A 21,295-nucleotide genomic window follows, 5' to 3' on the forward strand; every position below is an offset into this window, starting at 1 on the left:
ATGCACGTCCCTTCCACACCCTGGCTGGCGGCCGCGCTGCTGGCCACCGGCCTTGCCTACACCGGCGAAGGCCTGGCCGAGACGGTGCTCAAGGCCCCGCGCCCGGTCGAGTGGCGCGACTTTCTGGGGGTCAACGTGCAGTTCCCCTATTTCGCCCCTGAGGTTTACCAGCAGCAGATGGACCGCCTCGATGCCCTCGGGCTGGGCTGGGTGCGCCTGACCCTGCACTGGCCATTGATCGAACCGGTGCGCGATCAGTTTCAATTGCAGACCGTGGACGCGGCCATGGCCGCGATCCAGAGCCGGGGCTACAAGACCCTGGCGTACCTGGTCGGCTCGGCACCGTTCGCCAGCAGCGCACCGCTGGATGCCGAAAGCCGCGACCAGTACCCGCCCGTCGACTTCGCCCTGTTCGCCTCGCGCATGGCGCGCCTGGCCCAGCGCTACCCGCAGGTCGACACCTGGCAGGTGTGGAACGAGCCCAATATCATCTGGCGCCCCAAGGAAGACCCGGTCGCCTATGGCCGCCTGCTCAGCGTCACCGCCGAGGCCATCCGCAGCGTGGCACCGGGTAAGTCGGTCGCCACCGCCGGCATGGCCTATTACAGCCAGATGCACAGCACCCCGGGCTACCTGCTGCAGACCCTGGTCGACGGCGGCCTGGGCCAGCAGAACATCGTCGCCGCCTACCACCCGTACTCGGAGTTCCCCGAAGGCGACTCGCCGCCCGACCGCGACTTCCTGGTGCGCGGCAATGCCATGAACCAGTTGCTGCACGGCAACGGTGTGCAAAACGTCTGGGCCACCGAATGGGGCTGGTCCAGTTATGCCGGGCCGGTGGAAATGCAGGCGATCATCGGCTTGCGCGGCCAGGCCGACTACACCCTGCGCCGCCTGGCCTTGATGAGCGCCATGGATTACCAGCGCATCTTTTTGTTCAACCTGAGCGATCTGGACGAACGTGCCAGCGCCCGCGACCAAGGCTATGGACTGGTTGACCTGCAGGCCCGGCCGAAACCTGTGTACCTGGCCTTGCAGAACTTCCTGGCCATCACCGGCCCGCGCCTGCTGCCTGCCGACCCGCCAGCGGTCAGCAGTGTCCCGCGCGACCTGTACGCCGTGCCCTGGAGCCGCCCGGACGGCACGCGCCTGCTGATGGTGTGGAGCGCCAGCAGCGCCAGCCTGACCTTCCCGAACATTCGGGAAGCCGTGGTCCATGATCCGCTGGACGGCACACGAAACTCGCTGGCCAGCCGTGCAGGCGTGACCCTGGCGCTGCGCCCGACCCTGCAGATCCTGGAATGGAAGCCCTGAGCCATGCGCATTCTCTGGACCCTGCCGTACCTGCCCTGGCCGACCACCAGCGGCGGCAAGACCCGCGAATACCACCTGCTGCGCAACCTGGCCGCGCGCGGGCACCGCATCACCTTGCTGGTGCAGTCCAAGACCGGCCTTGACCCGCAATGCCGGCAGGCCATGGAGCCCTGGCTGGAGCGCCTGATCGTGCTGCCCCGGCGCCCGTTGCGCAGCCTGCGCACACTGTTGGCGGTGGCCTTCGCGCCCGCACCGATGCTGGCCAGCATCAACGGCTATGCGCCCGAACTGGAGCGCACCTTCGAGGCACTGCTGCAAGAACACTGGGACGTGATCCAGATCCAGCACACTTACGCCTTCCAGCCGTTCGAGCGCGCCCTGCAACGCAGTGGCAAGCCGTTCATCCTCACCGAACACAACGTCGAATCGGCCCTGGGCGCGGCCAGCTACGACAAGCTGCCACGCTGGGCGGCGCCGTTCGCGGTGTATGACCGCTGGCGCTACCGGCGCTGGGAAGCGCGGGTGTTCCGCCAGGCCCACGAGTTGATCTCGGTCACCGAGGACGACGCCAAGGCCTTGTCGCGCCTGAGTGGCAAGCCGGTGTCGATCGTGGTCAACAGCGTCGATTGCGGCTATTACGCCAGCGTGTACCCCAACCGCGAAAGCCGTCACCTGTTGTTTATCGGCAACTACGAATACGCGCCCAATGTCGATGCGGTGCACTGGGCGCTGCAGGCCATCATGCCCAGGGTCTGGGCCCTGCAGCCCGACGTACACCTGACCCTCGCCGGTTTCGCCCTGCCGGCCCATTGGCGCGAGCAATGGCCCGACCCGCGCATCGAATGGCTGGGCTATGTGCCGGACCTGCGTGCCTTGCAGGGCCGCTCGGCGCTGTTCTTTGCGCCACTGCGTCAGGGCGGCGGCTCCAAGCTCAAGATTCTCGAAGCCATGGCCGCCGGCCTGCCGGTCATGACCACCCGCCAGGGCGTCTCGGGGTTGGCGGTACAGAACACCGAGCACTATCTGGGCGCCGAGCAGGCCGAGGCATTGGCACAACTGATCAGCGACTCCATCGACAACCCCCTGCGCCTGGCGCAGATCGGCGAAGCCGGTCGTGCCTATGTGCGTGCACGCCATGACTGGTCGGTGGCGGCCGCCCAGCTCGAAGGCCTCTATACCCGACTCACGCCCCCTCAGCCTGGAGCGCGTTCATGCAGATAGGTCTTGATTACCGTGCCGCTGCCGGTTACCCGTTCAGCGGGATCGGTCGGCAGAACCTGGCCCTGGAAGCGGCCTTTCGTGCCCATCCCCAGGTCAGCCTGCAACTGTTCGGCGTGGCGCCCCATGACCACCCGATCCGCAAGCGGATCTTCGCGCCGCGCTGGGCCACCCCGCTCGATGCGGTGCACCGCCTGCCCGAGCGCCTCAGATTCGAAGGGCTGTTTCTGCCCGGTGCGCTGCGCGATGCCGGCATCGAGCTGTATGTGGCCAATATCAACATGGGTCTGCCACTGGGCCGCAAACCCGACGGCCTGAAGTACGTATTGCAACTGCATGATCTGTTCCAGCTGACGGAGAACAACAGCCACGGATCAAGGCTCAAGGCGCAGGTGTACCGCCACACCGACCGGCTGTCGATCGCTCATTCGCTGCGCGTGGCCGATCAGGTCTGGGTGCCGTCGCAATTCACCGCCGACGAGGCCCGGCGGTTGTTTCCATGGGCACAGGACAAGCTGCGGGTCCTGCCGCATGTGGTCGCAGGCTTTGCCGGGGAACCTGCCGACATCGGCGCCCTGGGCCTGCCTGAGCGCTACTGGCTGTGCGTCGGCACCCGCGAGCCGCGCAAGAACATCGCCTGGCTGGTCGAGGCCTGGCAGACCGCCCGTCTGCGCACCGCTCAAGTGCCAGACCTGGTGCTGGTGGGCGGCGATGAGCCGCTGAGCCCTGCGCAACGCAGCCTGCCAGGCCTGCATGTACTGCGCGGGCTGCAGGACGCCGAACTGCATGCGGTGTATGCCCGGGCCGAGCGGCTCTGGCACCCGTCGCGGGCCGAAGGCTTCGGCCTGCCGGTGATCGAGGCGCTGGGCACCGGTACGCCCGTGGCGGTGGCCAGCGGCTCGTCGCTGGATGAAATCACCCCGCCCGACAGCCCGCGTTTTGTCCCCGGCGCCAGTGCCGCCCTGGTGCGCCTGATGGGTGTGCTGGCCAGCGCCGGCCCTGAAGATCCACAGCCGCTCAAGGACTGGGCCGCGCAGTATGGCGTGGACGCTTTCAGGCAGCGAATCCATGCCGCCCTGGAGACCTTGCGCTGATGCCCATTGCCTTGCCCCTTGGCGTAATCGTGGCGGTGATCTTCGGCCTGCTGATCTGGCTGGCACCGCTGCCCATGGTGCTGCTGGTGCTGGCCGGGATGGCGTCGGTCGTCACCGTGGTGCGCCGCCCGCAACTGGGGCTGCTGCTGTTCTGCGTGCTGGGCACCTTCATACCCTATTCGACCATCCAGATCGGGGTGCGCACCACGGTGTCCGAAGCCCTGATCATGCTGACCTGGGGCAGTTACCTGCTGCAATCGATGTTCTTCGACAAGCCCAGGCTGCCCGCCATGCTGCGCACCGAGCGCCTGCTGCTGGCACTGATGCTCTACAGCGCCTTCCCGTTCGTGATCGGCGAAGTGACCGTGGTTGCCGAAGGCAACGGGCCGATCAACTGGGTGCGCTGGCTGTTCAACCTGTCGGTGTTGTTCCTGGTGCCGCGCCTGTTGCTCGACCGCCAGACCCTGGAACGCCTGGTCATGGCCGTCATGCTCGGCACCCTGGCCATGCTGTTGCTGTCGATCCCGGTGTTTCTGGTCAATCGCTCGGCGGTGTCGATGATTCCAGTGCTGAGCGTGCTCGGCTACAGCGGCGTCGATGTCCTTAGCAGCAGCCTGACGGCGCTGGCCAATCGCATGGGCTCGCCGTGGATGCACCCCAACGTGGCCGGTGGGGCACTGGCGATGATCGTGCCACTGGCGTTCTGTTTCGGCATGACCCGCAGTGGCGGACCGCGCAGCGTGGCGCTGGCCGTGGCGGTGCTGGGGGTGATCGGCCTGCTGTTGACCGGCTCGCGCGGCGCACTGCTGAGCCTGGTGGCGATCATGCTGTGGATGGCCCGGCGGCGCATTCCGCACCTGGGCCGTATCCTGCTGGCCGGGGTGTTTGCCGGCATTGCCTTGCTGCTGTTCTACCCGCCGCTGCAAGACCGGATCATGAGCCTGTTTTCCGACGACGATGCCAGCACCGCCATTCGCTTTCTGGAGTACACGCACTTTCCCGATGCCGTGGCCACCTTCCCGTTCGGCATCGGCTTCAAGGTCGATCCGCCTGTGGTCAACTACACCGAGTTCGGCATTTCCAACCTGTGGCTGAACTTCGTCTATAAGCTCGGCCTGCCCGGCATGCTGCTGTTTATCGCGGTCAGCGTCAGTTGGTGGCACCAGGTACGTCCGCTTAAAGGGGCGATTGTGCTGACCGCCGACAACGCCATTGCCCTGGGCACCCTCAGCGGCGTGCTGGCGGCGCTGTTCAGCGGCCTGTTCGACCACTACTTCAGCTTCACCAGCGTGCTGGTCGCCCTGTTCTGGCTGTTTGTCGGCATCAGCCTGCATGAGTCCAGGCGCCTGCGCGCCAGGGTGGTGGCCGATTTCAAATCCCACGTTGCGCAACCCGATCCGGGAGAACGTCCATGAAACATCGCCTGATGCACTCGCACAACCTGCGCGAGGCGCTGCCCCAGTACGCCGAGAAAATGGGCGTCAGCCTTGAGGAGCTGCAAGCGACCTGGCAGTGGATGCTCGACAACGAGGTGGCCTTCGAAACGCGCATCAAGGACACCACCCTGTCATTCATCTGCTACCTGAACATCGAGCCGCGCATCGAGCCGCCTCTGGCACGGCGCTTTTATCGGTTGCTGGCCAGCGAGATGCACGGTGCGCTGATTCCGCTGTACGGCATCAACTGGCCGACCCTGCGCGACCGTATGCTGCGGGTGTGGGAGCAGCTGTACAACCTGCTGATCTGCAAGATTCCCAGCCATACCCTGCGTCTGGCCTGGCTGCGTCTGGGCGGTGCGAAGATCGGCAAGGGCTCCACCGTATGGCGCAACACCGAGGTGCTGGGCGTCGACAGCCTGCGCATCGGCGCCGACAGCACGGTCGGCTGGCATTGCCAGCTCGATGCACGCGGCGGGCTGATCATCGGCGACCACGTGACCATCGCCTCGCATGTGCTGATCATCGCCGGCGGCCATGACCTCAAGGAGCCGGAATTCTGGGCAGTCGGGGGACCGGTGTTCATCGGCGACTACGCCTGGATCTGCAGCCGCGCCCTGCTGTCGTTCGGTGCCGACATCGGCGAGGGCGCGGTGGTCGGGGGCGCCAGCGTGGTGTCCAAGCCCATCCCGCCGTACGCCATCGTCAGTGGCCCGAATGCCGAGATCAAGGGCGAACGGGCGCGCAACCTCAAGTACAAGGTGGGCGGCAAAGGCCTGTTCACCTTGTTCCACTGACCCGCGCACCGTGCTCGGCTCGACTCTGTGGCTGACCCTGGCCACCCTTACCGGCCTGGCCGCCGGCTTTGCCCGTGAATGGCTGCTGGTCGCGGCCTGGGGTGCCGGGGCACAAAGCGATGCTTTCCTGGTGTCGATGTTCCTCCCTGAGGCCTTGCGCATGGCCCTGGCCGGAGGGTTGCTCAGCGCTGCAGCGCTGCCGCTTTATCAGCAGCGCGATGAGCACCAGCAACGGCGCTGGCTGGCCGGCCTGACCCTGCCGCTGGTGCTGGGCGCGGTGTTGCTGGGGCTGTTGTTGAGCATGGGTTCGGGGTTGTGGGTGCGACTGATCGGTCCGGGCCTGCAGGCCGGGGCCTATGCGCAAGCGGCCAACAGCCTGCAATGGCTGGCCTGGTGCGCACCGGGCTTTGTCCTGCATGCCTTGCTGTGCGTGCCGTTGCAGGCCAGGGCGCGCTTTGTCCTGGCCGGGCTCGGCTCGCTGCTGTTCAACCTGCCGCCGGTGCTGTACCTGGCGGTCCAGGGCCATGTCGCCAGCCCGATGGGCCTGGCCGGTGCCTGCCTGCTCGGCAGCCTGCTGATGCCCGCCGTCTTGCTGCCCAGCCTGTGCCGCCTTGGCTGGCGACCCTGGCAACGCGACGCCGAAACCTTCGCGGTGCGTGAACTGCTGCAGCGGATCGGCCCTTTGCTGGGCAGCAACCTGGCCAGCCAGGGCCTGGCGCTGCTGGAGCGCATGGTTGCCTCGTTGCTCGGTGAAGGCGCGGTGACCTGGATCAACTTGGCGCGCAAGCTGATCAACCTGCCGTTGATTGCGCTGATGAGCCTTAACCAGGTGCTGCTTGGCCTGATGAGCGCCAGCGCCGGCCAGCAACGCCTGGACCTGTTGCGACGCGGCCTGGCCAGTGCCACGCTGCTGACCTTGCCGGCGGTGGCCGGGCTGATCGGCGCGGCCGGCGCGCTGGTGGTGCTGTTGTTGCCGCAACAGACCCACGGCGGCCCCTTGCCGGCCCTGCTGGCCTGGTTTGCCACGCCGTTGCTGTTCAATGCCTGGAACGCCTTGCTGGCGCGTTATGCCTATGCCGACGGCGACACCCGCCTGCCGCTGAACTGCGAACTGCTGGGTAGCCTGTGCAATGCCGTGCTGCTGGCGCTGCTGCCCTGGGCGTTGGGCATCGATGGTATTGCCCTGGCGGCGCTGGGTGGTGCGCTGCTCACCGGTGCGCTGTTGCTGCGTCGCCAGGGATTGACGCAGGTTACGCCCTGGCGCCGTCATGGGCTGCTGGCCATGCTCGTCATGCTGCTGGCAGCGCTGTTGTTGCACCCGCTGCAATCGATCGTGCTGCAACTGACCCTCGCCACGCTGTATGGTGCGGCCTTGCTGGCCGGGCTGGGGCTGTGGCTCAAGCCATGGCGGATGCAAGTCCCGGCTGAACAGGCCGATGTTTGATGAACACCCATTACCGGCATGACTGCGAGCCGGACTGCTCAGCCGAACCGGATTTTTGTGAGAACACCATGCTCGAAAGCAACAAACACATTGCCCTGACCGGCGAAGAAGCGCTTGAAGTGCTGGCAGAGATAGAGTTCATCCTGATTTCGCTGCATCAAATGGGCAGTTACTACCGCGACAAACCTGTCGCGCAGTACCGCAAAGCTACCACCGATTTCATTGATGATGAAAACGTCACTCATCGGCTGGCCAAGGCCAGAAAGATCATCAGCAAAAAATTCGACACGACGCTCGGGGAGGATGAAATGGACGATATCGAACGCCATCTGCAAAGCCTGCGATTCTGGAAGCCCTGAAGCCGTGCACGTGGACCGGCCAGTCATCGCGCGCAGGTGAATGGCCCGGCTAGCCAGGCAGCACTGCACAGATCGTCTTGAGCGTCTGGCGCAGCCAGCGGTGCGCCGGGTCCTTGTCGAAGCGCGGGTGCCAGGCCTGGATCACCGTCACTTCTTCCAGATCAAGCGGCACATCGAAGGCACGCATGCGCAGCCCCAGCCCCTGCATGCCCCAGATCACCGGCTCCGGCAGCGGCAACAGCAGGTCTGAACCGGCCACGCCGAAGATGGCCGAGTGAAAATGCGGAGTGATCAGCGCCACCCGACGCTGCAACCCCAACGCCGCCAGCGCAGGATCAATCGGCCCCTGGGCACGGCCACGGCGCGAGACGCTGACATGGTCGAAGGCGGCAAAGCGCTCAGGCGTGATGGGCGCCTCGAAAATCGGATGCCCTTCCCTTGCCAGGCAGCAGAAGCGCGTGGTGAACAGGCTCTGCATCTTGATTTCCGGACCGAAATTGCGCCGCGAGGCGATGTACAGGTCGATGTGCCCCTCGCGCAGGGCATTGTCGTCGCCCATGCCCTCGGGCACGAAGCGCAAGGTGCAGCCCGGTGCACCGGCGCGCATGGCGTCCATCAGGCGGGCGCCGAAGGTGCCGAAGAACACATCGTTGGAGCGCACGTTGAAACACCGCTGCAGGGTGCTCATGTCCACCTCGTCACGGGCCTGGAACACCTGGCCGGCCTGCTCCAACAACTCGCGCACCTGGGCCTGCAAGGCCAGTGCCCGGGGCGTGGGCACCAGGCCGCGGCCGGCGCGCACCAGCACCGGGTCGCCCAGCGCTTCACGGATACGGGTCAGGGTCCGGCTCATGGCCGCCGGGCTCAGGTGCATGCGCCGCGCCGCGCCCACCACACTGCCCTCATCGAGCAAAGCGTCGAGGGCGATCAAAAGATTAAGGTCCGGGAGTTGCATGACGTCATCCGTTGTCAGAGGCTCACGATGATAACGCGAAGCCAGGCAGGTCGCCGCAGCCGGTGAAATCGCGCATCATGTGCCCACTGTTGTAAGGGAGTTCTCCATGCGCTTGATATCCACCCTTGTGCCGCTTGCGGCGTTGTCATTGAGTCTGACGTTCAGCGCCATGGCCACCGCCGATGAAGTCATGGCCCGTGAAGAAGGCCGCCTGCAGGAATCGATCAACAGTTACCGCAGCCAGGTGCAACCCTGTGCCGGGCAGGCCTCGGCCGAACTGCCGCCGCTGGCACGCGATCCGCGCCTGATCATGCCGGTCAGCAACACCATCGATCTGCGCCAGGCCATGACCCAGGCGTCCTATCCGATGGTCACGGTGCAGGCCATCACCCTGTCGGGCCCGCGTGATGCCGAGGCCGCCATGCAGGCGATCCGCGAAAGCTTCTGCCAGGTGGTGCTCGACCCGCAATTCGTCGACATCGGTATCAGCCGCGAAGGCCGCGACTGGCGCATCGTGCTGGCTCGCCCGCTGCTGACCTCGCGCCTGGGCCCCTCGCAGAGCGAAGGCCAGGCCATTCTGAGTTTTCTCAATACTGCCCGCAGCCAGCCACGCCAATGTGGCGAGCAGGCGTTCAACGCGGCCGCCCCGCTGAGCTGGAACGCCAACCTGGCCGCCGCTGCCGAAGGTCACAGCCGCTCAATGGCCAACAACAACTTTTTCGACCACAAGGGCCGTAACGGCGATACCCCGGGTGATCGCGCCGAACTGGCCGGCTACCTGGGCCAGCAGATCGGCGAAAACATCGCCGCCGGGCAAGACAACGCGCGCAAGGTGGTCGACGGCTGGCTGGCCAGTCCCGGTCATTGCGCAGCCTTGATGAACCCTGGCTACAGCGAGGTGGGCGCCGCCTATGCCGCCGACCCGAAAAGCAATGCCGGTATCTACTGGACTGCGCTGTTCGGTGCCCCGGCACAAGAGACAGGCGAGTGAGCGATTCAGGGAATCTTGTGCGTCGGCTGCGGCCCAATCTCAAGTGATTCCCTGATGGAGAACGACCATGACTGCCGCGAATGATAAAGAACACGCGCAACGCGAAGACCTCGACCACAAGCCGGAAAACGCCGGCAACGTGGGTGAGCAGAACAAGCAGGCCAATGAAAAAGGCGAGCAGCCAAGACCACGGGAGCAGTCCGATGGCACGGCCGAAGAAGGTCCTCAGTAGCTTATAACAGCCCTCTTGCCGCGCAGACCTTGACCACCTGCTCGCGCAGCCAGCCGTTGGCTTCCAGGCGTTCGGCCTGTTCGCTCCAGATCATGTCCAGGGTAAAGCCTGGCAACTGCGACGGCAGTTCGCACACGCCCAGCCAGGGCTCGTTGCCCAGCAGGGCTTCGATGCGTCGGGGCAGTGCCAGCACGCAATCGCTGCCTTCGAGCAGTTGCAGGGCCGCACGGTAGCTGTTGCTGCGCACGGCAATCTCGCGGGTCAGGCCCTGCTGGCGCAGCCAGCCATCGACCATGTTGTTGTCCGAGGTCCACGGCGTGGGGTAGACGTGCCGCCTGGCGGCGTAGGCCTCCAGCTCCAGCCGGGCATCGACCGGCAGGCTCTGGCGGTCCATCACGCCCACCAGATCGTCCTCGAGCAGCACCTGGCTGCACAACCCGGCCGGCAGTCGATGAAAACCCGGGCCAAAGCACAAGGCCAGGTCGTAGCGGCCATCCTGCAGGGCATCGGCCGGCAGGTCCCGGTCGAGCTTGTGCACATTGACGGTCACGGCAAACCCCGCCTCGTCGAAGCCGCGCATCAGGTGCGGCAACACCAGCAGTTCGAAATACTCCGGCGCACAGAGGTTGAAGGTGATGGCTTGCTGGCGCGGGTCGAAGGTCATCAGCCCGTCATGGCACAGGTTGACCTGATGCAGGATCTGCTGCACATGACTGAGCATGGCCACCGCCTTGCGGGTCGGGTGCATGCCGTTGCGGGTGCTGATGAACAGGTCATCGTCAAACTGGGCCCGCATTTTTTTCAGGCAGTAGCTGACGGTCGACTGGCTGACATGCAGCGCCTCGGACACCAGGGTCAGGTTGCGCTGCTCATAGACCGACACGAAGACCATCAGGTCCTGCATGTCCAGTTTGCGAAGGGCGTTGCTGTTGAGCATGGTGAGGTCTCGCCGGCGCTGATCGGATCCGCCGATAGCACAATAGCATCAAACCCTTTCAGACGGCAGGCACCGGCGCCTTCTCTGCCTTGACTTGCAGGTGGCGGGCATAGGTCCGCGGGTCGAAACGCACCACCATCGCCAGCATGACCGCGACCACGACCAGCAATGACCACCAGGCGGTACTGAAGCTGCCCAGTTGGTCGCGCAGTATCCCGGCCAGCAAGGGCGACAGGCTGGCGATCAGGTAACCGATGCCCTGCACGAACGCGGTCAAGGCCCCGGCGCCTTGCGGGTCCTCCACATGGTCCATGGACACGATCAGGCTCATGGGAAACAACCCGCCAATGCCCAGCCCCAACAGGCTGGCCCACACCAGGCTGGCCTGTTGCGGCGCCAGGATCAGGCCGGCAAAGCCGCACAGCATCAAGCCCAGCAACGCCGCCACGACCCGGCGCTTGTCGCGGCTGCGGTTGGCCAGGGCCGGCACCACCAGCCCCGATACCACTTCCATCAGGGTCAGGTAGCCCAGCAGCAGGCCGGCGTGTTGCTCGCTCCAGCCCTGCTCCACGTAATAAGGCGCCAGCCAGGCCAGTACACAGGTGTAGGCCGCCGTGCCCAGGCCGAAGAACACGCCCAGCGTCCAGGCCCGCGGCACACGGGCAAACGAAACCCCACGCGTGGAGACCGGCGCGCTGCCGTCGTGCAGGCGGCGGCGCTGCCAGGTCCACAGCATCAGGCCCACACCTGCCAAAACCGCCCAGATGGCCAGCGCCACCCGCCAACTGCCGGTCAGGCTCAGCACCGAGGGCGCCAGTGACGCCGACAGCGCCGCGCCGCCCATGATCGCTGTCACGTACAGCCCCATGCACAGCGACACATGGTCCTTGAAGCGGGTCTTGATCAGGGTTGGCATCAAGGCCTGGACCATGGCAATGCCAACACCTGCCAGCACGGCGCTGACAATCAGGTACAGGCTGGAGTCGGCAAACAGACGTGCCACGGTGGCCAGGCCGATCACCCACAGCGACAGGCTGATGCTGCGGTACAGCCCCAAATGGCCGGCCAGGCGCAGGCCGAAGAACATCGCCAGCCCCATGGCCATGACCGGCAGCATGGTCAGCAGCGACGCCAGGCCGAACCCCAGCGGTATCTCCAGGCGAATCGCCGACAGCAAAGGCCCCACCGCGGCCATCGACGGGCGCAGGTTCAGGGCGACACCGATCAGGCAGGCCAGCAGCCCGAAGCGCTGCAGGCGGGTCATGGGCAATGGGGGGCTTGGGGCGTCTTGCACGGGGTTCTCCTGTCCGGGTCAGGCCCTCATTAGGCAAAACGGTGCACGACGGGTGCAAATCAGAAAACAGCGCGTCCTATCGAAAAATCAGGATCAGGCGTTCTGCCGCCGACCGGCGCAATGGCCGCTGCACCGCAACGGGCTCGCCTTGGGCTGTACGCCAGGCTCGGGCGCCTCGTCGACCTCCAGCCACCAGGTGTCGCCGTGGCTGGGGTATTGCAGATAAAACGCCTGCCCCATCCTCGGTGTGGTGATGTTGACGTTGTTCTCCCAGGCCAGCGCCAGGATGCGGTCGAACGGTTCGTGCCATTCGTGCATGGCCAGGTCGAAGGTGCCGTTATGGATCGGCAGCAACCAGCGCCCGCGCAGGTCCTTGTGCGCCTGCAGGGTTTCTTCAGGCTGCATGTGCACCATGGGCCATTGCACGTTATAGGCCCCGGTTTCCATCAGGGTCAGGTCGAACGGCCCATACTGCTCGCCGATCAGCTTGAAGCCATCGAAATAACCGGTGTCGCCACTGAAGAAGATCCGCTGCGAACCGTCGATGATTGTCCAGGAACACCACAGGCTGCGATTGCTGTCCCACAGGCTGCGCCCGGAAAAATGCTGTGACGGGGTGGCAATGAATTCGATGCCCGCCACTTCTGTGGACTGCCACCAGTTCAACTGACGCACCTTGCCGGCCGGCACGCCCCATTGCACCAAGGTGTCGCCCACGCCCAGCGGCGCCAGGAAATATGCGGTTCGGGCTTGAAGGGCCTGGATGGTCATGTGGTCCAGGTGATCGTAATGGTTGTGCGAGAGGATCACCGCCTCCAGCGGCGGCAAGTCGGCAAGGCTGATCGGTGGCTGGTGAAAGCGCTCGGGACCGGCCCATTGCACCGGCGAGGCCCGCTCGGCGAACACCGGGTCGGTCAGCCAGAATTTGCCGCGCAGCTTGAGCAGTACGGTGGAGTGGCCCAGGCGCCAGACACTGTTGTCGGGCGCCGCCAGCAATTGCTGGCGCGACAAGGCCTGCACGGGAATCGGACCGGCCGGCCGGGTGCCGGCGGGTTTATTGAACAACTGGTCCCAGAACACGCCCAGGGTGCGCATCAGGCTCAGGGGCTTCATCGCCGCCTGATTACGGTAGCGCCCCTGCTCGCGAGGCAAGACAGGCAAGGTCGTGACGTCCGGGGTTCGGTGGGTCTTGGCCATGGGGCGCAGCTCCTTGGGTGTGCGAATGACGATGAAGGCAAGGTAACAAGACGAAACAATTACACTACACGGTGTAGTTTTAAGCTTGCAGGAATGCGTGAGGCAAGTAAACTGCCGAGTGTAATTTTCTCTAAACGCACGTTTGAAGCCACGGACCTTATGAGCACCCCCCTACGCCTGACCGACCAGAAACGCGAAGCCATTGTCCTGGCAGCCATTGCCGAGTTTCGCGACCGGGGGTTCGAAGTCACCAGCATGGACCGTATTGCCGCCCGTGCGCAGGTGTCCAAGCGCACGGTCTATAACCATTTTCCGAGCAAGGAAGAACTGTTCGCCGAGATCCTCCAGCGCCTGTGGATCTGCGCGGCGCCCCGGCCCGACGCGGCCTACAGCGCAGAGCGCGGCTTGCGCGAGCAATTGCGCGACCTGCTGCAGGTCAAGATGGACACGCTCAACGACAGCAACTTCCTGGACCTGGCCCGTGTGGTGCTGGGGGCGACCATGCATTCGCCGGACCGCGCCCAGGACTGGATGAACCGCCTCAATGAGCGTGAAGAAACCTTCACCGTGTGGATCCGTGCGGCCCAGCAGGATGGCCGTCTCAAGACCGTCGACCCGGACTTTGCCGCCACCCAGATCCACGCCCTGCTCAAGGCCTTTGCCTTCTGGCCACAACTGACTCTCAACGCCCCGTTGCTGGACGAACAAAAACGCCATGATGTCGTGGAGTCGGCGCTGGACCTGTTTCTGGGCTGGTATCAGTTGTCTTGAATCAGGGTCCGAGTCAGAACTCATGACCCATGCACCCTACCCCACCACCCGTCCCCGGCATTCGCCAAAGCCGATCGACACCTGCCCTTCACCCCGGCAGCGGGCGCGCAGGATCACTTCGTCGCCGTCTTGCAGAAACCGTCGTTCTTCGCCGTTATCCAGCACCACGGCCTGTTGGCCGCCCAGGGTCATTTCCAGCAGGCTGCCCCGTTCACTGGCCTGCGGACCGGACAAGGTGCCAGTGCCCAGCAGGTCCCCGGCCTGCAGCTTGCAGCCGTTGACGCTGTGGTGGGTGATCATTTGCGCCACGGTCCAGTACATGTGCAGGCTGTTGCTCAGCCCCAGGCGTTGCGGCGGCGTCCCTTGCTGGCGCATGCGCTCGGTAAGCAGCAGCACCTCAAGCTCGATGTCCAGCGCGCCGCCCTGCTGGTCGGCCGGATCGAGCAGATAGTCCAGAGGCGCCGGGTCGCCGGCCGGTCGCGCCGGTTGTGCACGGCGAAACGGCGCCAGTGCCTCGGCGCTGACCACCCAGGGTGACAGGCTGGTGGCAAAGCTCTTGGACAGGAACGGCCCCAAAGGCTGGTATTCCCAGGCCTGGACATCACGCGCCGACCAGTCGTTGAGCAGGCAGAAACCGGCAATGTGCCCGGGCGCATCGGCAATGGCGATGGCCTGGCCCTGTGTATTGCCGGGTCCGACCCAGACACCCAGCTCCAGCTCATAGTCCAGCCGGCGACACGCCGCCAGCACCGGCACCGACTCACCCGGCGGCAGGATCTGGCCATGGGGCCGGCTGATCGGCGTGCCGGAAACACACAGGGTCGACGCCCGCCCGTGGTAGGCGATGGGCACGTACTTGTAGTTGGGCAGCAACGGGTTGTCCGGGCGAAACAGGGTGCCGACATTCGTGGCGTGATGAATGCCGACATAGAAGTCGGTGTAGTCGCCTGCCTGTGCAGGCAGATGCATGTGGCACTCGCTCATGGGCACCAGGCAGGCCGCCAGCGCCTGGGGGTGCGGGCTGTCCTGGTCAAACAGCACCTGCAAGGCGCGGCGCAGTGCCTGCCAGGCCGGTGCGCCCAAGGCAAAGTAGGCATTGAGGCTCGGCCCACTGGCGATGTGGGCAACCGTGTGGGCCAGCCCTTCGAACCACCCGGCCTGCACGGCCGCCCCCAGGTCCAGCACCTGGTCGCCGATGGCTACCCCGCCCCGACGGCGCTCATCACCATGGCTGAAAATACCCAGCGGCAGGTTCTGCAAGGGAAAGTCCGGGTGACCGTTGGCAGAGGCCAGCCAGCTGCGGCGTTGCATCGCAGTGATCATGCCTGCGGCTCCCGCCCGAAGGTGCGGGCCATGCCGTCCCAACAGTGATCGTAATCGTTTTGCAGTTGCGGGCACGCCAGCGCATGGTGGCTGGGCCGCAGGACCTTGCCGGTCTCGAACATGAACGCCAGGGTATTTTCGATCTTGTGCGGCACCAGGTCAGCGGCCATCGCGTTCTGCACCGTGAGGTGATCGGGGCCGTGGGCACTCATGCAGTTGTGCAACGACGCACCGCCGGGCATGAAGCCTGCCGCCTTGGCATCGTAGATACCTTCGATCAGGCCCATGAATTCGTTCATCCGGTTGCGATGAAACCACGGCGGGCGGAAGGTGTTCTGCGCCACCATCCAGCGTGGCGGGAAGATCACGAAATCGACATTGGCCTGGCCCGGCACGGCGCCCGGTGAGGTCAGCACGGTAAAGATCGACGGGTCCGGGTGATCGAAGCTGACCGTGCCCAGGGTATTGAACTGGCGCAGGTCATAGCGGTACGGCACGTTATTGCCGTGCCAGCCGACCACGTCGAACGGGGAATGGCTCAAGGTGGTGGTCCATAGCCTGCCGAGAAACTTCTGCACCAGCGCCACCGGTTCCTGGCGATCCTCGAACCAGGCGCACGGGGCCTGGAAGTCGCGCGGATTGGCCAGGCCATTGCTGCCGATCGGCCCCAGCTCCGGCAGGCGCAACGGGCAGCCATGGTTCTCGCAGATATAGCCACGTGCCGTGGCATCGAGCAGGTGCACACTGAATTTCAGCCCGCGTGGCAGCACCACGATCTGCTGTGGCGCCACCTCGATCAGGCCCAGTTCGGTGATGATGCGCAGGCGTCCCTGCTGCGGCACGATCAGCCATTCGCCGTCGGCATTGAACAGCGCGCGCTGCATCGACTGGTTGGCACCGTACACATAGACGCTGACCCCTTCGGCCTGCTCGGCGGCGGCGGTACGCGCCAGGGCCACCAGGCCATCAAGAAAGTCGGTGGGCTCGGCCGGTACGTCGAAGGCGTTCCAGCGCAATCGGTTGGGGGTCGGCGTGCCGTCCTCGCTGCCACGGATCTGACGCGCCAGTGGCGTGTAGGCCGGGTGGGCCGCCGACGGCATGATCCGGTACATCCAGGTACGCCGCGCTTCGCTGCGCGGCACGGTGAAGGCGGTGCCGGAAAACTGCTCGGCGTACAGCCCCAGTGCCGGGCGCTGCGGCGAGTTCTGCCCGACCGGCACCGCGCCGGGCAGCGCCTCGCTGGTGAAATGGTTGCCAAAGCCGGATTGGTAGTTCAAGGCAGGCAGGGTTGTCATGGCGGTCTCCTGATGTTGTTCTTGTGCCATCGCCATCATTCGCTTGCCAGCACCCCACGCCGCACCTGATCACGCTCGATGGACTCGAACAGCGCTTTGAAATTGCCCTCGCCAAAGCCCTCATCGCCCTTGCGCTGGATGAATTCGAAAAACACCGGCCCCAGCAAGGTCCCGGAAAAGATCTGCAGCAACAGCCGGTGCTGGCCGCCTTCGCAGGTGCCGTCCAGCAGGATGCCACGGGCCTTGAGCTGGTCTGCGGGCTCGCCATGCCCCGGCAGGCGTTCTTCGAGCATGTCGTAGTAAGTGTCCGGCGGTGGCGTCATGAACGGCATGCCCAACGCCTTGAGTGCGTCCCAGGTCTTGAGCAGGTCATCGGTGCAGAACGCCACATGCTGGATGCCTTCGCCGTTGAACTGCATCAGGAACTCTTCGATCTGCCCGGCACCGCGTGACGATTCTTCGTTGAGCGGAATGCGGATCATGCCGTCAGGGGCGCTCATGGCCCGTGAAGTCAGGCCGGTGTATTCGCCCTTGATGTCGAAGTAGCGCAGCTCGCGAAAATTGAACAGTTTTTCATAGAACCCGGCCCAGTAGGCCATGCGCCCGCGGTACACATTGTGGGTCAGGTGATCGATGAACCTGAGCCCGGCGCCCACCGGGTGACGATCGACGCCTTCGATGAAATTGAAGTCGATGTCATAGATCGAGGTGCCTTCGCCAAACCGGTCGATCAGGTACAGCGGCGCGCCACCGATGCCCTTGATCGCCGGCAGGCGCAACTCCATGGGGCCGACGGCGATGTCCAGCGGCTGGGCACCCAGTGCCAGGGCGCGCTCGTAGGCCTTGTGCGAGTCCTTGACCCGGAACGCCATGCCGCACACCGAAGGCCCATGCTCGGCAGCAAAGTACGACGCCAGGCTGTGCGGTTCATTATTGAGAATCAGGTTGATATCGCCCTGGCGGTACAGGCTCACCGCCTTGGAGCGATGAATCGCCACTTCGGTAAAGCCCAGTTTGTGCAGCACCGGCTCCAGAATGCCAGGCGCGGGCGCGGCCAGCTCAATGAATTCAAAGCCCATCAGGCCCATCGGGTTGTCGTAGAGATCAGCCATGGTCTGGCTCCTTGCAGAAAAGTGAACACGCGGGTTTTCAGGGGGTGCCCCCTGGGTGGCGTTCAGCTTTTGCGAGGCGGCGCGCACGAGATACCTCGCACGCTGCGGGCGAGGAAGTCTCCGAATAGCAACTGCAAGGCGAGGATTTTCATTCCCTGAGACTAGCCTGAGTCAAGCGCTGTGCATAGCGCGGCAAACCATTGACTTTGCCAGAGCGCGGCGACGAACGTAAAAGTGCTTTATAAGCCTTTGAATCGTCGAGACTTTACCAATGCATTGGCCGCACTGCCGAGGCACTGGCAGGCGCAGACCGGCAGTTTGTGCATGGACAATCCAGGCGCTGCGCCACAATGATCAGGCGTATTGCCGTTCAGGCAGCAGCCGCTATGCTGCCAACCTTGATCGCGTACAGGGCACCCGTTGCCCCATTGAAAAGGATGCTGCATGAAAATCAAAGCCGTACTGACCCAGACCGAAATCAGCCAGATCCTGGCGGCTGCACGCCAGGAAGCCCTGGCCAACGAGTGGGCCGTGTCCATTGCCATCGTCGATGACGGCGGTCACTTGCTGGCCTTCGAACGCCTGGACGGCGCCAACCCGATCAGCAGCTATATCAGTATCGAAAAGGCCCGGACCGCCGCCCTGGGTCGCCGTGAGTCCAAGGGCTATGAAGAAATCGTCAATGGTGGCCGCACCGCCTTTTTGAGCGCGCCACTGCTGACATCGCTGGAAGGCGGCGTGCCGGTGATCATTGATGGCCAGGTGATTGGCGCCGTGGGCGTGTCCGGGGTCAAGTCTGAACATGATGCCCAGGTGGCCAAGGTCGGCATCCAGGTCCTGAACGCCGACTGAGCAACACTGCCGCACGCCTTTCGAGCCCTTTGCGGGTGCCGGCCTGACACGGATGAGCGTTTCATCCACCCCGCACGGCCTCTTCGAAAGGAGCCCCGATGATGGACTATGTGTGCTGCAACCGCCTCAAAGTCGCCGCCAGCCTGCACCGTTTCGTCGAGCAGCAGGTGCTGGTCGGTATTCCTCTGGCAGCGGATCTGTTCTGGGAGCGCTGCGATGCACTGGTCCATGAGCTGGCCCCTCTGGTGCGCGACCTGCTGGTCGAGCGCGAGCGCCTGCAGCACGCCCTCGCCCACTGGCATCAGGCCCATGCGGGCAAGTCCGTTGCACCCGGTGACTGGCATCGTCATTTGCAACAGATCGGCTACCTGCAAGCCGTGCCGGCGCCCTTTCGTGCCAGCACGGCCAATGTCGACCTGGAAATCAGCGACCAGTACGGCCCGTGCCTGCAAGTGCCTGCCACCCTGCTCAAGCCACTGCTTGAGGCTGCCAACGCCCGCTGGGGCTCGCTGTACCAGGCGTTATACAACAGCGAAGCCATTGCCCTGGAGCCGGGCCTGGAGCCCGACGCCGGGCACAACCCGCAACGCGCCGCGCACGTCGTGGTGCGCACGCGTGAATGGCTTGACAGCGTCGCGCCACTGGCTACCGGCAGCCATGTCGATGCCCGCCACTACCGGATCATCAACGGCCAGTTGACCGTGACCCGGGTGGGCGGTGAGCAGACCGGCCTGCAGCACCCGCAGCACTACCTGGGCTTTCAGGGCGACCCCCGGCAGCCCAGCGCGATCCTGCTCAGGCACCACGGCCTGCACCTGCAAATCTGCCTCGCCGCGCAAAGCCGGGCCGGCGTCTGCGATGTTGCCGGCATCAGCGATGTACTGCTGGAAGCGGCGGTGTCGGTGATCGTCGACACCGGCACGGCACTGGACCGGTTCACCCTCTATCGTCACTGGCTGGCCCTGATGCAAGGCGGCCTGTACCCGGCCGGCGAACTGGCGGCCGACCGACACTACCAGGCCGCCGGTGGGGGCGAATTGAGGCTGCCGGGGCGGGCCTTGTTGCTGCTGCGGGTCAATGGCCTGCACCGGTACTGCCCCGTGATGCTCGACGCCCACGGCCAGGCCATTCCCGCCCTGATACTTGACTCCCTGCTGGGCAGCCTGATTGCCCTGCACGATCTGCAAAGGCGTGGCAACTCCAGAACCGGCAGTGTCTATTTGCTGGTGCCGTACCTGCAAGGACCTCAGGAAACGGCGTTCGTCAATCTGCTGTTCGAGCGCCTGGAAACCCTGCTCGAACTGCCCCCGCATACGCTCAAGGCCGGGCTGATCGACCAGCACTGGCGCACCACGCTGAACCTTGAAGCCTGCGTTCAGGCCGTGGCAGCGCGTCTTGCCTGGCTGGGCACCGATCCTTTACCGTGCGATGCCAGCGTCGACGCCGATCACAGCGCCTGCGTCGAGGCTGTGCAGCAACGCAATCGCCTGGTCGGCCTGGCCTGCGGCCTGCGCGGTCGGGCGCAACTGGGCAGCACCGAGCCGGCCGGCTCGCCAATGGCCGCCACGTTGCAGGCCCTGGACTACCATCGCCTCGATTACGCCCAGGTCCTGCGCGAGCTGGAACAACAGGATCTGCTGCCGCCATGCGCCGCCCTGCTTGAACGGTTAGTGGACATGGCGCAGGCGCACAGTGGGTAGAATCGCGACTCGATCAGGGCAAGGAAACAGGCATGGACAAGTTGCTGGCGATAACGCTGTTCGTCGAAGCGGTCGATGCCCGCGGATTTTCCGCCGCAGCGCGCAAGCTGGGGCTGGCGACGTCCTCGGTCAGCCGGGCGATCGACGCGCTGGAAAGCGAACTGGGCGCCACCCTGCTCAACCGCTCGACCCGGCAGATTTCCGTGACCGACGCCGGGGCACGCTATTACCACAAGGCCCGGCGCCTGCTGGAAGACCTGGCCGAGGCCGACGCCGAAGTCGCCGACCGTGGCCTGGAACCAGTGGGCAGCCTGCGCGTGTGTGTGCCGGTGGAGTTTGGCCGAAGGCTGATTGCGCCGCACCTGGGGCGACTGCTCAAGCAGTATCCGGGCCTTGCGCTGGACATCAGTCTGAGTGATCGCTTCGACGACCTGCTCGATGGCCGCTTCGATGTTGCCATCCGTTTGGGTGAGGCGGCCACCGACGCCGAGGTGGTGTGTCGGCACCTGGCGGACTTTCGACGCTGGAGCGTGGCCAGCCCGGCCTATCTTGCCACCCATGGGCAGCCTGAACGCCCAGAGCAACTGGCGACCCACGCCTGCCTGCGCTTCAGCTATGGCGCGGCGCGCCAGGTGTGGTGCTTCAAGCGCCTGGATGAACAGATTGACGTACCGATCCAGGGGCGCTTGCGCAGCGACAATGCCGATGTCCTGCGCCAGGCCGCCCTCGACGACACAGGCATCGCCCTGCTGGCCGACTGGCTGGTGGCTGAAGATGTGCGCGCCGGCCGGCTGGTGCGGGTGCTGCCTGAGTGGCAATGCAACCCGGACCAGGCCAGCCACGGCATCAACGCCCTCTACCTGCCCAACCACCGCGGCTCACGGCGCGTGACCGCCTTTATCGATTTCCTGCAGGAAGTGCTGGATATCCAGTTCAACCCCTTGTAGGAGCGCGCTCTGCCCGCGATCGAGTGC

The 21,295-nt window shown here is 65.0% G+C and carries 20 protein-coding genes; 13 read left to right on the top strand and 7 right to left on the bottom strand.

Annotation, left to right across the window (positions count from 1 at the left end; genetic code table 11):
* Genes DGA31_RS15235 through DGA31_RS15265 form a run of 7 tightly spaced genes read left to right on the top strand, consistent with a single transcriptional unit; the run spans nt 1 to nt 7,662 of the window.
* The gene (locus DGA31_RS15235; RefSeq protein ID WP_056839093.1) at nt 1-1,314 is read left to right on the top strand and encodes a glycoside hydrolase 5 family protein; all 1,314 of its coding nucleotides are present in this window, start codon (nt 1-3) and stop codon (nt 1,312-1,314) included.
* Between the two features lie 3 nt (nt 1,315-1,317).
* The gene (locus DGA31_RS15240) at nt 1,318-2,535 is read left to right on the top strand and encodes a glycosyltransferase family 4 protein (protein WP_109513118.1); all 1,218 of its coding nucleotides are present in this window, start codon (nt 1,318-1,320) and stop codon (nt 2,533-2,535) included.
* Nucleotides 2,526-3,626: a glycosyltransferase family 4 protein gene (locus tag DGA31_RS15245; RefSeq protein WP_109513119.1), complete on the top strand. Its 1,101-nt coding sequence runs from the start codon at nt 2,526-2,528 to the stop codon at nt 3,624-3,626. The genes DGA31_RS15240 and DGA31_RS15245 overlap by 10 nt, the downstream gene beginning before the upstream one ends.
* The gene (locus DGA31_RS15250) at nt 3,626-5,041 is read left to right on the top strand and encodes an O-antigen ligase family protein (protein WP_109513120.1); all 1,416 of its coding nucleotides are present in this window, start codon (nt 3,626-3,628) and stop codon (nt 5,039-5,041) included. The genes DGA31_RS15245 and DGA31_RS15250 overlap by 1 nt, the downstream gene beginning before the upstream one ends.
* On the top strand, nt 5,038-5,859 hold the full coding sequence (locus tag DGA31_RS15255; RefSeq protein ID WP_109513121.1) for an acyltransferase: 822 nt from the start codon (nt 5,038-5,040) through the stop codon (nt 5,857-5,859). Before DGA31_RS15250 ends, DGA31_RS15255 begins: the two co-directional genes overlap by 4 nt.
* Before the next feature lie 10 nt (nt 5,860-5,869).
* Nucleotides 5,870-7,303 (top strand): lipid II flippase MurJ, encoded by a 1,434-nt coding sequence (locus tag DGA31_RS15260; protein ID WP_109513122.1) that lies wholly within the window; start codon nt 5,870-5,872, stop codon nt 7,301-7,303.
* Nucleotides 7,303-7,662, top strand: coding sequence for a hypothetical protein (locus DGA31_RS15265; protein ID WP_241509594.1), 360 nt, complete (start codon nt 7,303-7,305; stop codon nt 7,660-7,662). Before DGA31_RS15260 ends, DGA31_RS15265 begins: the two co-directional genes overlap by 1 nt.
* Before the next feature lie 49 nt (nt 7,663-7,711).
* Here the strand turns inward: DGA31_RS15265 and DGA31_RS15270 are convergent, their stop codons facing one another.
* Nucleotides 7,712-8,617: a LysR family transcriptional regulator gene (locus DGA31_RS15270; RefSeq protein ID WP_109513123.1), complete on the bottom strand. Its 906-nt coding sequence runs from the start codon at nt 8,615-8,617 to the stop codon at nt 7,712-7,714.
* Nucleotides 8,618-8,723: 106 nt separating this feature from the next.
* On the opposite strand from DGA31_RS15270, the gene DGA31_RS15275 reads away from it, so the two are divergent.
* Together DGA31_RS15275 and DGA31_RS30015 are read left to right on the top strand one after the other, a co-directional pair.
* On the top strand, nt 8,724-9,608 hold the full coding sequence (locus DGA31_RS15275; RefSeq protein WP_056838919.1) for a CAP domain-containing protein: 885 nt from the start codon (nt 8,724-8,726) through the stop codon (nt 9,606-9,608).
* Between the two features lie 67 nt (nt 9,609-9,675).
* Nucleotides 9,676-9,840 carry a hypothetical protein gene (locus tag DGA31_RS30015; RefSeq protein WP_164708306.1) on the top strand — a complete coding sequence of 55 codons (165 nt, stop codon included), beginning with the start codon at nt 9,676-9,678 and terminating at the stop codon, nt 9,838-9,840.
* A 1-nt stretch (nt 9,841) separates the two neighbouring features.
* Here the strand turns inward: DGA31_RS30015 and DGA31_RS15280 are convergent, their stop codons facing one another.
* From DGA31_RS15280 to DGA31_RS15290, 3 genes are all read right to left on the bottom strand, one after another.
* Nucleotides 9,842-10,777, bottom strand: coding sequence for a LysR family transcriptional regulator (locus tag DGA31_RS15280; protein ID WP_056838918.1), 936 nt, complete (start codon nt 10,775-10,777; stop codon nt 9,842-9,844).
* A 58-nt stretch (nt 10,778-10,835) separates the two neighbouring features.
* On the bottom strand, nt 10,836-12,041 hold the full coding sequence (locus DGA31_RS15285) for a cyanate transporter (RefSeq protein ID WP_109513192.1): 1,206 nt from the start codon (nt 12,039-12,041) through the stop codon (nt 10,836-10,838).
* A gap of 123 nt (nt 12,042-12,164) precedes the next feature.
* A complete protein-coding gene (locus DGA31_RS15290; protein WP_056838914.1) occupies nt 12,165-13,268 on the bottom strand; it encodes an MBL fold metallo-hydrolase in 1,104 nt (367 codons plus the stop codon).
* 159 nt (nt 13,269-13,427) lie between these two features.
* Between DGA31_RS15290 and DGA31_RS15295 the strand changes: the two genes are divergently transcribed.
* Nucleotides 13,428-14,039, top strand: coding sequence for a TetR/AcrR family transcriptional regulator (locus DGA31_RS15295; RefSeq protein ID WP_109513124.1), 612 nt, complete (start codon nt 13,428-13,430; stop codon nt 14,037-14,039).
* 36 nt (nt 14,040-14,075) lie between these two features.
* Here the strand turns inward: DGA31_RS15295 and fahA are convergent, their stop codons facing one another.
* From fahA to hppD, 3 genes are read right to left on the bottom strand one after another with little or no spacing between them, the layout of a single operon-like run.
* Nucleotides 14,076-15,362 carry a fumarylacetoacetase gene (gene fahA / locus DGA31_RS15300; protein ID WP_109513125.1) on the bottom strand — a complete coding sequence of 429 codons (1,287 nt, stop codon included), beginning with the start codon at nt 15,360-15,362 and terminating at the stop codon, nt 14,076-14,078.
* Entirely contained in the window at nt 15,359-16,657 is a 1,299-nt protein-coding gene (hmgA, locus tag DGA31_RS15305; protein ID WP_109513193.1) for a homogentisate 1,2-dioxygenase, read from the bottom strand. The genes fahA and hmgA overlap by 4 nt, the downstream gene beginning before the upstream one ends.
* Before the next feature lie 35 nt (nt 16,658-16,692).
* Nucleotides 16,693-17,769 (bottom strand): 4-hydroxyphenylpyruvate dioxygenase, encoded by a 1,077-nt coding sequence (gene hppD, locus DGA31_RS15310; protein ID WP_109513126.1) that lies wholly within the window; start codon nt 17,767-17,769, stop codon nt 16,693-16,695.
* 444 nt (nt 17,770-18,213) lie between these two features.
* Here hppD and DGA31_RS15315 point away from each other — a divergent pair, with 444 nt between their 5' ends.
* From DGA31_RS15315 to DGA31_RS15325, 3 genes are all read left to right on the top strand, one after another.
* Nucleotides 18,214-18,621, top strand: a complete 408-nt coding sequence (locus DGA31_RS15315) for a heme-binding protein (RefSeq protein WP_109513127.1) — start codon at nt 18,214-18,216, stop codon at nt 18,619-18,621.
* A gap of 98 nt (nt 18,622-18,719) precedes the next feature.
* The gene (locus tag DGA31_RS15320; RefSeq protein ID WP_109513128.1) at nt 18,720-20,321 is read left to right on the top strand and encodes an aldolase/citrate lyase/malate synthase family protein; all 1,602 of its coding nucleotides are present in this window, start codon (nt 18,720-18,722) and stop codon (nt 20,319-20,321) included.
* Nucleotides 20,322-20,353: 32 nt separating this feature from the next.
* Nucleotides 20,354-21,268, top strand: a complete 915-nt coding sequence (locus DGA31_RS15325) for a LysR family transcriptional regulator (protein ID WP_109513129.1) — start codon at nt 20,354-20,356, stop codon at nt 21,266-21,268.
* Nucleotides 21,269-21,295 lie beyond the last annotated feature (27 nt).

Source organism: Pseudomonas ovata, from assembly GCF_003131185.1.
Lineage (GTDB): Bacteria > Pseudomonadota > Gammaproteobacteria > Pseudomonadales > Pseudomonadaceae > Aquipseudomonas > Aquipseudomonas ovata.